At 70.2% G+C, this 12,891-nt stretch carries 12 protein-coding genes; 7 read left to right on the forward strand and 5 right to left on the reverse strand.

The window, feature by feature from the left end; genetic code table 11:
• Positions 1–32: 32 nt before the first annotated feature.
• Positions 33–1,226, reverse strand: a complete 1,194-nt coding sequence (locus ACZ55A_RS07965; protein WP_468835904.1) for a CaiB/BaiF CoA transferase family protein — start codon at positions 1,224–1,226, stop codon at positions 33–35.
• Positions 1,227–1,404: 178 nt separating this feature from the next.
• Positions 1,405–1,785, reverse strand: coding sequence for an MmcQ/YjbR family DNA-binding protein (locus ACZ55A_RS07970; RefSeq protein WP_468835906.1), 381 nt, complete (start codon positions 1,783–1,785; stop codon positions 1,405–1,407).
• Between the two features lie 178 nt (positions 1,786–1,963).
• On the opposite strand from ACZ55A_RS07970, the gene ACZ55A_RS07975 reads away from it, so the two are divergent.
• Positions 1,964–2,224 carry a hypothetical protein gene (locus tag ACZ55A_RS07975; RefSeq protein WP_468835909.1) on the forward strand — a complete coding sequence of 87 codons (261 nt, stop codon included), beginning with the start codon at positions 1,964–1,966 and terminating at the stop codon, positions 2,222–2,224.
• 128 nt (positions 2,225–2,352) lie between these two features.
• Here the strand turns inward: ACZ55A_RS07975 and ACZ55A_RS07980 are convergent, their stop codons facing one another.
• Positions 2,353–3,807, reverse strand: coding sequence for a sialate:H+ symport family MFS transporter (locus ACZ55A_RS07980; RefSeq protein ID WP_468836617.1), 1,455 nt, complete (start codon positions 3,805–3,807; stop codon positions 2,353–2,355).
• Positions 3,808–4,188: 381 nt separating this feature from the next.
• Between ACZ55A_RS07980 and ACZ55A_RS07985 the strand changes: the two genes are divergently transcribed.
• A complete protein-coding gene (locus tag ACZ55A_RS07985; RefSeq protein WP_468835911.1) occupies positions 4,189–5,379 on the forward strand; it encodes a saccharopine dehydrogenase family protein in 1,191 nt (396 codons plus the stop codon).
• A gap of 24 nt (positions 5,380–5,403) precedes the next feature.
• Here ACZ55A_RS07985 and ACZ55A_RS07990 read toward each other — a convergent pair whose 3' ends face one another.
• Entirely contained in the window at positions 5,404–6,108 is a 705-nt protein-coding gene (locus tag ACZ55A_RS07990) for an endonuclease V (RefSeq protein ID WP_468835914.1), read from the reverse strand.
• A gap of 142 nt (positions 6,109–6,250) precedes the next feature.
• On the opposite strand from ACZ55A_RS07990, the gene ACZ55A_RS07995 reads away from it, so the two are divergent.
• Positions 6,251–7,672, forward strand: coding sequence for an amidase (locus ACZ55A_RS07995; RefSeq protein WP_468835916.1), 1,422 nt, complete (start codon positions 6,251–6,253; stop codon positions 7,670–7,672).
• A gap of 135 nt (positions 7,673–7,807) precedes the next feature.
• Positions 7,808–8,107: a YciI family protein gene (locus tag ACZ55A_RS08000; protein WP_468835919.1), complete on the forward strand. Its 300-nt coding sequence runs from the start codon at positions 7,808–7,810 to the stop codon at positions 8,105–8,107.
• A 46-nt stretch (positions 8,108–8,153) separates the two neighbouring features.
• On the opposite strand, the gene ACZ55A_RS08005 is transcribed toward ACZ55A_RS08000, so the two are convergent.
• The gene (locus tag ACZ55A_RS08005) at positions 8,154–9,620 is read right to left on the reverse strand and encodes a sugar porter family MFS transporter (RefSeq protein ID WP_468835921.1); all 1,467 of its coding nucleotides are present in this window, start codon (positions 9,618–9,620) and stop codon (positions 8,154–8,156) included.
• Between the two features lie 413 nt (positions 9,621–10,033).
• Here ACZ55A_RS08005 and ACZ55A_RS08010 point away from each other — a divergent pair, with 413 nt between their 5' ends.
• The 3 genes from ACZ55A_RS08010 to ACZ55A_RS08020 all read left to right on the forward strand — a co-directional run bounded on the left by ACZ55A_RS08010 (position 10,034) and on the right by ACZ55A_RS08020 (position 12,856).
• A complete protein-coding gene (locus ACZ55A_RS08010; RefSeq protein ID WP_468835924.1) occupies positions 10,034–10,939 on the forward strand; it encodes an SIS domain-containing protein in 906 nt (301 codons plus the stop codon).
• A gap of 67 nt (positions 10,940–11,006) precedes the next feature.
• Positions 11,007–11,888: a class II fructose-bisphosphate aldolase gene (locus ACZ55A_RS08015; protein ID WP_468835926.1), complete on the forward strand. Its 882-nt coding sequence runs from the start codon at positions 11,007–11,009 to the stop codon at positions 11,886–11,888.
• A 161-nt stretch (positions 11,889–12,049) separates the two neighbouring features.
• Positions 12,050–12,856: a DeoR/GlpR family DNA-binding transcription regulator gene (locus ACZ55A_RS08020; protein ID WP_468835929.1), complete on the forward strand. Its 807-nt coding sequence runs from the start codon at positions 12,050–12,052 to the stop codon at positions 12,854–12,856.
• The last annotated feature ends 35 nt before the right edge of the window (positions 12,857–12,891 follow it).

Consider the following 12,891-nt stretch of genomic DNA (forward strand, 5'->3'; position numbering starts at 1 on the left):
GGCCGCATACGGCAGCGTGGCGGCGCATTCCATCAGCCGGCCGTGCCTTTCTGTTCGAGGCGGCTCGGCTCACCGGCCGGAGTGTCGACGGGGTCGGCCGCCGTCGGGGCGATGAGCCGGGGCGTCTGCCAGTCCTGGGCGATCTCTTCGGTGTCCACTCCGGGCTGCGCGGGCGGTCTGCGGATCGCGCCGGGCGTGCGCGAGAAGCGGGGCGCGGGGGCGGGCTGGGTGATGCCGCCGTGGTCCACGAAGGTGCCGCGGGCGGCGAGATGCGGATGCTCCGGCGCCTCGCGCAGCGAGAGCACGGGCGCCACACAGGCGTCGGACTCCTGGAAGACCGCGGTCCACTCCGCTCTGGTCCGGGTCCTGAAACGCGCGGCGATGGCGGTACGCAGCTCCCCCCAGGAGGCGAGGTCGTCCCTGCTGGGCGCCTCCTGCTCGATGCCCAGCAGCCGGATGAATTCGCCGTAGAACCGCTTCTCCAGCGCGCCGACCGCCATATAGCCACCGTCGGCGGTCTCGTAGGTGCCGTAGAACGGGGTTCCGCCGTCCAGCAGATTCGCGCCGCGCCGGTCCTGCCAGCCGCCGGCCGCCAGCATGCCGTGGATCATCGCCGTCAGATGGGCCGTGCCGTCGACGATCGCGGCGTCCACGACCTGGCCCTTTCCGCCCTCGGCCCGGGCGTGCTGTAGGGCGGCGAGGACGCCGATGACGAGATAGAGGGAACCTCCGGCGTAGTCGCCGAGGAGGTTGACGGGGACGGCGGGCGGACCGTCGGGCGGGCCGATCATGCCGAGGGCACCCGTGATCGCGATATAGCCGATGTCGTGCCCCGCGGTGTCGGCGAGCGGGCCCTGCTGGCCCCAGCCGGTCATCCGGCCGTAGACCAGCCGGGGGTTGCGCGCCAGGCACTCGTCCGGGCCCACGCCGAGGCGCTCGGCGACGCCGGGGCGGTACCCCTCGACGAGCACATCGGCGCGCTCGACCAGGTCGAGCACCTGAGTGACCCCCTCGGGGCTCTTCAGGTCCACCAGGACCGAGCGTTTGTTCCGGTTGGTGATGTCGTACGCCGGATCGATGCGCAGTCCGGCGCCTCCGGGCCGGTCGACGCGGACGACATCGGCGCCGAGATCGGCCAGCAGCATGGCGGCGAAGGGGCCGGGGCCGATGCCGGCGAGTTCGACCACCCGCACCCCGCTGAGCGGGCCGTGCCCTGGCTCCGTCATCGCGTCCCATGCCCTTCCGCACTGTGACACTTCTGATGTAACACTCGTGATGTTAAGAACGTGTTCCACTTTCCACAAGACCCCCGTACCGAGTGGCAGCCACGTAAAAGGCCCGCGCCGACGATGCTCACCTGCCATCGCCGCCACGGGCCTCTGCGCGCCAACTGCCGCTGCGCCGCTATCCCCCGTCGAGCTCGGCGATGAGCTTCTTCGGGGCTATGACGCGATAGGACTCCTCCGTCCAGTCGCAGAGCAGTTCCGCCGACGGAGCGCCCTTCTGCTCCAGCGGGAGCTGCACCCATCCGGACCTGCCCAGGCCGTACCCCGCCGGCTCGGCACCGGGTGAGCTCAGCGCATGGCCGTGCACCTCGGGGTCCTTGAGCTTGAGCGTGACGCCCAGAGGATGGCTGCCGTCCTCGACGCCGAGGAAAACGAAGACCTTCTTGTTGACCTTGACGACGCTCTCGCCCCACGGAAACTCCTCCACGGCGCCGGGAAGGCCGAGCGCGAACGCACGCACCCGCTCCCGCACCGCCGCCGGATCCGCCGCCTTCGCCATCGCTCCTCCACGTCCGGTCCCCGTACGGCACCGTCGCCGGTGCCGCCCGGCGCCGCGCTCGTCGCGCGCGGGCCGATCAATGACTCCCACGCTAACGGCGACCACTGACAACGGCCCGCGCAGCGCCGGACGCCCGGCCGAGAGAGGGACAAGTGACGCCATCCGCGACCCGCAACTCATGGCGTGCTGCGTTGGCCTGCCGCTGCTGGCCGTCGGCGCGACCGCGGTGCATCTTCTCGTCGCCCGCGGCTCCTCGAAGATGTCGGACCTGACGCCGTCGGCCCCGTCCTTCGCACATGTCGAACTGCGCCTCACTTGTCGCACTCAACACGGACTGCTGGGGCGGACGTTGGAGCTGTGCGCCGGCAGCGGCTTCCGGGTGACCGACGTCCAGGTGGTGACCGGCGCCGAAGGGCCCGCGGCGCCGAGGCCGAGCTGATGCCCCGTCTGGAGAGCGCCGCCCCGCCCTCCCGCTGATCGAGTCGCTGTCCGACCCGCGACGGGTGCACGGGTCCCCCTGGGGGCGCCAGGACGACCGCACGGAGTGACGGGCCGACGCATGCAGGGCTACGGCGTGACATCCGGGACGAGGTGGTCCTCGGGTGCCCGCCGGTCCACAAGCCTGCCCAGCCGCTGGGGGACATTGCCGCCCACCAGGACGATGACGATGAGCGTCAGCCCGAAAGTGAGCACCGCGAGCGCCCGCCCCAGGGACATCCCTTCGGCCAGACGGGCGCCGAGGACGGGTGCCACCGCCCCTCCCAGGGCCCCGACGTTGTAGACGAAGCCCAGGGACGCGGCGCGGGTCGCGGTCGGGAAGTGGCCCGCGAGGTACTTCGGCAGGATGCCGGAGATGCCCTGGCTGAGCGCGAGCAGGCCGAAGACCAGCACGCCGAGCGCCGGCAGGCTGTCCCGCACCGCGAAGACCGGGAAGACGAAGGCGAGGGAGGCCAGCAGGGTCCCTGCGTAGGCGCGCCGGGTACCGAACCGGTCACCGACGAAGCCCGCCAGCCAGCAGCCCGCCATTGTGCCGAAGCCGGCGTAGAACATCACGTCGGTGACCTGCCCGGGGTCGTACCCGAGGCCGGTCTTGAGGTAGGTGGGCAGCAGGGCCTGGATGGGCCAGCTGTAGAGGAAGGCGCAGAAGACCGTCGCCGTCAGGGACACGTACAGCAGCCATCCCTGGCGGCCGCCCAGCTGAGCGGCGAAGGCGAGCAGGCAGAGCGCCGCGACGCCCGACAGCCAAGGGAGGTGTCCCGCCCCCGCGGGCGTGAAGACGCAGAACAGCGCGACCGAGGCGACCGCCGCCAGGGTCACATTGCCCAAGGTCCGTGCCCGGCCGGTGAACAGCGGTCGGAACGGATGAGGACGCTGTCCTTCCGGGCGGTCGGCGGCGGCACCGATCTCCCTCTGCCAGTCCCCCGCCTCCGGCAGCGATCTGCGTACCCAGAGGGCGACGAGGACGGGCAGTACGCCTATCCAGAACATCCAGCGCCAGCCCCAGGAGGGCACCACCCACTTGTAGAGCTCGGCCGCGAGGACGGTGCCGCCCGCGTAACCGGAAATCAGGAATCCGGAGGCGCGGTTGCGCCATCGGGTGGGCCAGCTCTCCAGCACATACGTCACGCTGGCGCTGTACTCCCCCGCCATGCCCAGGCCGATCACCAGCCGAGCGACGAACAGGCTGGTGTAACCCCAGGCGAAGCCGCAGGCAAAGGTGCCAAGCGAGTAGAGCAGAATGCTGGTGACCATGGCGGCCCTGCGTCCGTAGCGGTCCCCCAGTGCGCCCAGGACGGCGCCGCCGAGCCATCGGGTGATGAAGGCGCCTGAGATGAGCGAGGCGGCGGTGGCGGTGCTCAGCTGGAAGTCCTCGGCGATTTCGGTCAGCACCAGCGTGATCAGGACGAAGTCGAAGCCGTCGAGGAGATAACCGATCCAGGCGGCGAACATCGCCTTCCACTGCCGCGGGGTGACCTCCCGGTACCAGCTCCGTGTTCCGTCAGCGGTGTCCAAGGGGCGCATCGTCACAACAACCCGGCCTCCTCCAGGAGTCGGCGGACATCGGTGCCGCAGAGGCGTCGCGAGGCGCCTACGGGGCGGCGGCGAGCACACCGTCGGCGGAGGGGTGCGAGCACGGGGTCGGCGGGCAACTGCGTGTGCGTCGCCCTCGAAGCAGGCTTCAGACATGGGACGTCCTACGTCATCGGCGCCAAGGGCGAATCTGGCCCGACGACGACACCCTGTCAAGACCGCATGCCGCACCGTGCCGACCCCGGCGCCATCAAGCGGCGACCACCGGGACGGCTGAGGCCAACGTGACGCCAGTGACCGGTCGTTGACGGAACGACGGCGACTGCCTAGGGTCCGGAAGCCAGGTCAACAGGGTGGTCGAGAGGACGCGCGATGCGACGGCAGGACACCTCCGGACGGGCCCATGACCTCGTCCTCTACGGGGCGACCGGTTTCGCCGGCGCCCTCACCGCCGCGTATCTGGCCGAGCACGCCCCGAAGGGCTGCCGATGGGCGCTGGCCGGACGCAGCCCCGCCAAACTGGAGCGGTTGCGCGAGCGGCTGGCGGAGATCAATCCGGCCTGCGCCGATCTGCCGCTCCTGCGGGCCGACAGCGGTGACCGGGACGCGCTGCGCGCCCTCGCCGCCGACACCCGGGTGCTGGCGACGACCGTCGGCCCGTATCTGATCCACGGTGAGCCGCTGGTCGCCGCGTGCGCCGCGGCCGGCACCGACTACGTGGACCTCACGGGCGAGCCGGAATTCATCGACCGGATGTATATGCGGCACGATGCGACGGCCCGCACCTCGGGCGCGCGCCTCGTCCACGCCTGCGGGTTCGACGCCGTCCCGCACGACCTGGGCGTCCACTACACGGTGGGGCTCCTCCCCGAGGGCGTCCCGCTGCGCATCGATGGCTTCGTCCGCACCAACGCGACGGTCTCCGGCGGCACTCTGGCCTCCGCGCTGACCGTCGCATCCCGCCCGGTCGCCATGGTGCGGGCGGCCCGCGAACGACAACGGGTCGAACCGCGCCCGGCCGGCCGTATGGTCCGCGCACCGTTCGGCCCGCCTGTCAGGAGCAGCGAGACCGGCACCTGGGGCGTGCCGCTGCCGACCCTCGATCCGCAGATCATCGCCCGTTCGGCAGCCGCACTGGACCGCTACGGCCCCGACTTCCGCTATCGCCACTACGCGGGTGTGCGGCGGCTGCCGGTCGCCGTCGGCGGTGTCCTGGGGGCGGGCGCGCTGTGCGCACTGGCCCAGGTACCGCCCGCTCGACGCTGGCTGGCGGGACGTCTGGAGCCGGGCGAAGGCCCGGCCCCGGAGCGCCGCGCGCGAAGCTGGTTCGCGGTCCGCTTCGTTGCTTCGGGCGGCGGAAAGCGCCTGATCACCGAGGTTTCGGGCGGCGATCCCGGCTACGAGGAGACGGCGAAGATGCTCGCCGAGTCGGCGCTCAGCCTGGCCTTCGACGACCTGCCGGAGACCGCGGGCCAGGTGACGACCGCAGTTGCCATGGGAGACGCGCTGACGGCCCGGCTCCAGGAGGCGGGCATCACTTTCCGCGTGGTCAAGGACCAGTAGCCGGCGTCGTACACCGTCCCGCCGTCATGCGCTCGCCAGGGCCTTCCGGCACAGCGCGTCGGCGGCCCGGGTCGTCTCCGGGAGCCGGTATGCGGCCGCCAGGCGGAGCGTATGGGCGCATGCCCGGTCGAGGTCGACGCGATGCCCTACGGAGACGAAGACCGGTTTGACGCCCTTTTGGGTGCGCAGGGCACGTCCCACCTCCTCGTCGCCGTCAAGGAGCGGAGAGGTCGCGCCACGCTCCGGCCCCGGAGGCGCGTACCGGAACGTGAAGGGGTTCTTGGCGACGCCGATCGTCGGCAGTCCGGTGAGCACCCCCAGGTGGCTGGCGAGCCCGAAGCGGCGCGGGTGGGCCAGCCCGTAGCCGTCGCAGACCACGAGATCGGGGGTGCGGTCGAGGCGGGCGAGGGCGGCGAGCACGGTCGGAATCTCGCGGAAAGCGAGCAGCCCCGGCACGTAGGGGAAGCAGACCTGGCCGGCGGCGGTGGCCTCGTCGACGACGGCGAGGGTACGGGCGTCCAGTGCGACGGCCGCCGCGGCGACGACATCACGGTCGTCGTCGTAGGCGACGTCCACCCCCACCACCGTGCCCTCGAAGCCCGGTTCCGGCCCGGACTCGTCGAGCCGTACGGAGGACCGCAACCGGTCCTGTACCGCGCGCGCCCGGGCCTCGTCGGCCGGCCAGTGCCGCAGTTCCTCTTCGCAGGAGAGCGTTCCGGGAGTTTCCATGGTGACCACAACGCTACCGAACCGGTGATCGAGCCGGTGCTCGCAGAGCATGGGCCACCTCGCTGTCAGTGGCCGTCGGTACGGTGAATGAGCACGCCCGCTCCCGCCCCTGACCGCCCTGCCGACTCCCTCAGAGGCCTTCATGTCCGACGCGCTCTTCCACCTCGATGCCACCGATCTCGCCGCCCGGTTACGTCGCCGCGAGCTCTCCGCCCGGGAGGTCGTCCAGGCCCATCTGGACCGCATCGAGCAGGTCAATCCGGCGATCAACGCCGTTGTGACCCTCGACCCCGAAGGCGCGCTGGCGGCTGCCGCAGACGCGGACGAACGCCTGGTCCGGGGCGGCGCCGTGCCGCCCCTGCACGGTCTGCCGCTCGCCTTCAAGGACACCCATCTCACCCGCGGAATGCGCACGACGTTCGGCTCACCGCTCTTCGCCACCCACGTCCCCGACGAGGACGAGCTGCTGGTCGACCGGGTGCAGCGGGCCGGCGCCATCCGCCTGGGCAAGACCAACGTCCCTGAATTCGCCGCCGGTTCGCACACCTTCAACCCGGTCTTCGGCACCACCCGCAATCCGTACGACACCATGCGCTCGGCGGGCGGCAGCAGTGGAGGCGCGGCCGCGGCGCTCGCGGCCGGGCTGCAACCGCTCGCCGACGGCAGTGACATGGGTGGCTCGCTGCGCAATCCGGCGTCCTTCTGCAACGTGGTCGGGCTGCGGCCGACGCCGGGCCGTGTCCCCGCGCACCCGGGCGACAACCTCTGGGACACGCTTGCGGTCCCCGGCCCCATGGGGCGGACCGTCGCCGACACGGCCCTGTTGCTGTCGGCGATGGCCGGCCCGGACCCGCGCTGCCCGATCAGTCTGGAGACGCCCGGTGAGGCCTTCCGGGTGCCGCTCGACCGCGAACTGCACGGGCTGCGCATCGCCTGGACCCCCGACCTCGGCGGGCTCGCTCCGGCCGACCCGGACGTCCTCGCCGTTCTGGAGCCTCAGCTGGGCGTGCTGGAGGAGCTCGGCTGCCATGTGGACACCGCGTGTCCGGACCTCGCCGGGGCCGATGCGGCCTTCCGTACGCTGCGGGCGCACAGCTTCCGTCAGGCGTTCGGCAGCCTGCTCGACGCCGACCCGGAAGCCGTCAAACCCAGCCTGGCCTGGAACATCGAGCAGGGTCGCCGGCTGACCACGGCCGACCTGATCACCGCCACCACGACCCGCAGCCGGCTGCATCTGAGGACGCTCGACTTCTTCGTCCGGTACGACCTCCTCCTCTGCCCCGTCAGCCAAGTCACGCCGTTCGATGCGGAGCTGGAGTATCCGCGGGAGGTTGCGGGCCGCCCCACGGAGACGTATCTGGACTGGATGCGCTCCGCCTACCTCATCTCCGTCCTCGGTGTCCCCGCCCTGTCCGTCCCGGCGGGCTTCACCCCGGGCGGCCTGCCCGTGGGGATGCAGTTCATCGGCCCACCGCGCGCCGATCTCGCCGTCCTCCAGGCCGGTCATGCCTACGAGCGCGCAACACAGCACGGCCGACGTCGCCCCCACCTGCGCACGACCTGATCCGTCCAACACCGGCCCCCGCCCCGAGGACCACAACCTCGCCCCGGGCTCCGCCGGCCCCGCGCCCGCCCTGGCCTGCGCTTCCCCACCGGGACGGAGGCCAGAAGCCGCCCTCGTCTCCTCTATATTTCTTCCATGTTCGTACTGGAACTGACCTACACCGCGCCCCTCGAAGCCGTCGACGCCGCCCTTGAGGAGCACGTGGCGTGGCTTCAGAAGGGGTACGCCACGGGGCATTTCATCGCCGCCGGCCGCAAGGTCCCGCGTGAGGGGGGCGTGATCATCGCCGCCGGGATGGACCGGGCGACCGTGGAGCAGATCGTCGCCCAGGACCCGTTCACCCTTGCCGGGGTGTGCGAGTACCGGATCACCGAGTTCGTGGCGACGACGACCGCCCCGGCTCTGGAGAGGTACCGCGAGCAGCCGCCGTCCTGAGACACCCCGAAAGCTCCCCCGCTCAGCAAGGACCCATGGCCCGGGCCTATGACGACGTGGCCGGAGGTACCGCCGCCTCCCCGACCGGCTCCGGACTCGCGGGACCCGGCGCGGACGTCTCCGGCCACCGCCCCCCATTGCGCCAATAGTCCTGGATCTCCTCCAGTTGACGCCCCTTGGTCTCGGGCGCGGTAACAGAGGCGAAGACCAGGGCGGCGAGCGCCAGGACACCGAGGCCCGCGAAGGTCCGGGCCGCACCGGCCCAGGACATCAGTGACGGGAAGAACTGGGCGATCAGGAGGTTGGCGACCAGGTCGGCGGTGAGCATCACCGACGCTCCGGTGGAGCGCAGCTGGGCGGGGAACGCCTCGCTCGCATAGACCCAGATCAGCGATCCGAAGCCGAAGTTGAAGGCCGCGGTGAACAGCAGGATGGCACCGAAGCCGATCCAGGTCGTGGCACCGTGCAGCTCCCCCGAGCCGAAGACGGCGGTCAGCACGGCGAGCATCAGCACCATCGTGCCGATACCGCAGAGCAGCACCATGCGGCGGCCGAGCCGGTCGATGATGAGGATGGCGAGCACCGTCGCGGCCAGTGAGGCGAGCTGGACGAAGGACGGCAGCAGGAAGCTCTGGCCGTTGCCGGTGAAGCCCATCTCCTCGAAGATCTGCGGGCTGTAGTACGTCACGGCATTGATGCCGGTGATCTGGCAGAAGAACCCGAGGCCGACGACGAAGAGTGCGGCGCGGGCGTACGGCTTGCGCAGCAGCGAGCGCGCCGATCCGCCGTTCTCCTCGGCGAGCGCGGCGCCCACGGCCGCAACCTCCGCCCGCGGATCGACATCCGGGTCGGTCATCGCCATGACCTCAACGGCTCGCTCCGTGCGCCCCTTGAGCACATACCAGCGTGGGGTGTCCGGCAGCCGGAGCAGCGGGATCAGAACGAGCGCCGCCGGGATCGCGGAGAGTCCGAGCATCCAGCGCCAGTGGCCGCCGCCGGACAGGCCCCAGTTGACGAAGTAGGTGATGACGATGCCGGCGACCGTGGCTACTTGATAAGCGGCCACGGAGGCGCCGCGAATACGGGCCGGGGTGGATTCGGCGACGTAGAGCGGCGCGGCGACGATCGAGATGCCGATGGCGATGCCGAGCAGAAAACGGACGATGTCCAGCACCACGACGTTGGGTGCGAGCGCGGAGAGCGCGACGAAGACCGCGTACGAGCCGGCAACGATCAGCATCGCGGCCCTACGGCCCAACGCGTCGGCAAGCTTTCCCCCGATCAGCGCGCCCACGATGGACCCGAACACCAGGATGCTGTTGACCAGGCCTTTCTCGGCCTCGGTCAGATGGAAGTCCTTGCTCAGGAACACCAGGGCACCGGAGATGCTGCCGGTGTCGTAGCCGTAGATGACGCCTACGACGGCGCCGGTGAGCGCGAACAGCCGACCGGTGCGGCGTGTGGTGCGCGACGGCGGTGGTGGGGGCGTCGCGGAGAGCGTGGCAATGGACATGGGGAGTCCTCTGTGCGGCGGAGCGGCCTTGTGGCAGGGCTGACTGAGCCCGCATGACTGATCTTGCGAGTATTCGGTCACTTTCACGCAGCTGTCAACAGCTAGCTCTCGCCCTTCACCTCGCACGATCCCCTGCACTCAACCCCCTCCAGCGCCTGCCACAGCCCTCCAATCAACCCCTCATCAGCACCGCTTCCTCGCCACCCCTCTGCCGCATCCACCCGTACGAGGGATGGATCGCGTGGGCGTTTCTGCGTACAGTCGATTGCAAGAAAGCACAAAGAAGCATCTTCACGCAGCATCACGCGGCATCTTCGCGCAAGAGTGAGCAAGCGGCACTCGCAAGCGCAGCAAACAGCGATCACAGCACCACGCGGACGTCGGACTGTTCGCACATCACGGGAGGGTGGGTCATGAGCGAGACCTCGTACATGGAGCAGGAGCTGCACAATCAGCCGGAGACCTGGCAGGAGGCCGCGCGGATGGGCGCCGCGGCAGGTCCGCTGCCCAAGGCCGGACAACGGGTCGCCGTCGTCGGCTGCGGCACCTCATGGTTCATGGCGCAGTCCTACGCGGCGCTACGTGAGGGCGCCGGGCTCGGAGTGACGGACCCCTTCGCCGCCTCCGAGGCATTCCTCGGCAGCGACCGCGGCTATGACGCGGTAGTGGCGATCACGCGCTCCGGCACGACCACCGAAGTGCTGCGCGTGCTCGATGCGGTCAAGGGACGCATCCCGACAGTGACGATCATCGGCGATCCCGAAACGCCGGCGGTCGCACTCTCCGACGAGACGGTCGCGCTGCCGTTCGCCGACGAGAAGTCGGTGGTACAGACCCGCTTTGCGACAACGGCGCTGACGCTGCTGCGCGCTCACCTGGGCCAGGACACCTCCGGGGCGGTGGCCGACGCACAAGAGGCCCTGACCTCCCCCGTGGAGAAGGAATGGATCGACGCCGAGCAGTTCACTTTCCTCGGCACGGGCTGGACGTTCGGCCTGGCCAACGAGGCGGCCCTCAAGATGCGTGAGGCGTCGCAGAGTTGGACGGAGTCCTACCCCGCGATGGAGTACCGCCACGGGCCGATCGCGATAGCCGCACCCGGCCGGGTCACCTGGCTGTTCGGCCAAGCACCGGACGGGCTGGAAGCCGATGTGGTGCGGACGGGTGCGCGCTTCGTGCGCCATGCGCGCGATCCGCTGGCCGATCTGGTGCTGGTCCAGCGGGTGGCGCTGGAGCGGGCCCGGGCCCGTGGCCTCGATCCCGACAACCCGCGCAGCCTGACCCGCTCGGTGATGCTCGAGTCCCCCGCCGCCTCGTAGCCGCCCGCCCTCCCTCACCCCCGCCCACAACGTCAACCTGCTTGATCCGCAAGGGAGTCAACATCCCATGCCCCTCGTTCCCACCTCATCCATCGTCGATGCCGCCCGTGAGGCGCGGGTCGGTGCCGCGGCCTTCAATGTCATCCATCTGGAAACTGCCGAAGCCCTCGTCTCCGCCGCGGAACGCACCGGCATTCCGCTGATCCTGCAAATCAGCGAGAACTGCATCCGCTACCACGGCAGCCTGCTGCCGATCACCCGCGCCACCCTCGCGCTCGCCGAGGACTCCAGCGCCCCCATCGCGGTACACCTCGACCACATCACCGACGCGGAACTGGTCCGCCAGGGCATCACCGCCGGAGTGGGGTCCGTGATGGTGGACGCCTCCAAGCTCCCGTACGAAGAGAACGTCGCAACCACCGCCGAACTCACCGCCTGGTGCCATGACCGGGGCGCCTATGTCGAGGCGGAGCTCGGCGAGGTCGGCGGCAAGGACGGAGTGCACGCGCCGGGCGCGCGCACAGACCCCGACGAGGCCCTGACTTTCGTCCGCGCGACAGATGTGGACGCCTTGGCCGTGGCCGTCGGCTCGTCGCATGCCATGCACGAGCGCACGGCCGTACTCGACAAAGAACTCATCACCGCACTGCACACCACCCTGCCGGTGCCCCTGGTGCTCCATGGTTCCTCCGGTGTGCCCGACGACGAGCTGCGCCGCGCCATCGCCGCCGGAATGACGAAGATCAATATTTCCACTCACCTGGTCTCCGTCTTCACCCACGCGATACGGCAGACGCTGGGCGCCGATCCGTCACTCGTCGACTCCCGGAAGTACGTCAAGCCGGCCCGCGAAGCAGTGGCCGAAGAGGCCGCAAGGCTGCTCGGCGTGCTCGGCACTCCCGCAACGGTCCCGGGCCAGTACGCCGCCCAGGCACCGGCCCGGGGATGAGCACCCGACATCGAGCCGCTCGGACAAATCGAGCAAGTAAGACACCGATAGCCAAGCCTGGCGATGCCCGTGAAGGCAGAGAGGAGAGCGAGGTGAAGGGGCGTGGACGAGGAGGGTACCGGGGATCATCGCGGCCGGTGGGAACGAATTAGGCTCGCGCTATGAAGCGCCATGAACGGATGAACGCACTGCTCGAGCTGCTCGGGGAACGAGGCCGGGTGGATGTCGAGGAGGCTGCGACCGCTCTGGAGGTCTCGGCCGCCACGATGCGGCGCGACATGGACGCCCTCGCCGAGCAGCAGCTGCTGACCCGCACCCGGGGCGGAGCGGTACTCAGCTCGGTGGCGTACGACCTGCCGATCCGCTACAAGCACGGCCACCGGTCGGAGGAGAAGGAGGCAGTGGCAAAGGCCGCGGCGAAGCTGGTCGAGCGGGGGGATGTGGTCGGGCTCAGCGGTGGCACCACCACCACCGCGATCGCCCGGGTGCTGGCCACGCGTCCTGACTTCGCGGAGGCAGGGCCGCAACCGCATCTGACGATCGTCACCAATTCCCTCAACATCGCCAATGAGCTGGCCGTACGTCCGCAGATCAAGATCGTGCTCACCGGCGGGGTGGCACACTCCCGGTCGTTCGAACTCGTCGGCCCGTTCAGCGAGTTGGTGCTGCAACAGATCTCGATCGACATCGCGTTCATCGGGGCCAACGGTATGGACCCAACGATGGGGGCAACGGTGCACGACGAGGCGGAGGCCCGCGTCAACCGCCTGATGGCCGAGCGCGCCCGGCGTGCCGTGGTCGTCGCGGACTCGTCGAAGATCGGCGAGCGGTGCTTCGCCCGGGTCGGGGACGCGGATGTCTTCGACACGTTCATCACGGACGCCGGCGCGAACGAGGCAACCCGTCGGGAGTTCGCGGACCGGGGCCTGAGAGTGGTCACGGCCAGGCCGCCTGCCGACCACGAGTGAACCCACGGCTGCCATTCGAGAAGGGCAACGGGCCA

The sequence above is a fragment of the Streptomyces sp. NPDC034111 genome, from assembly GCF_055575375.1.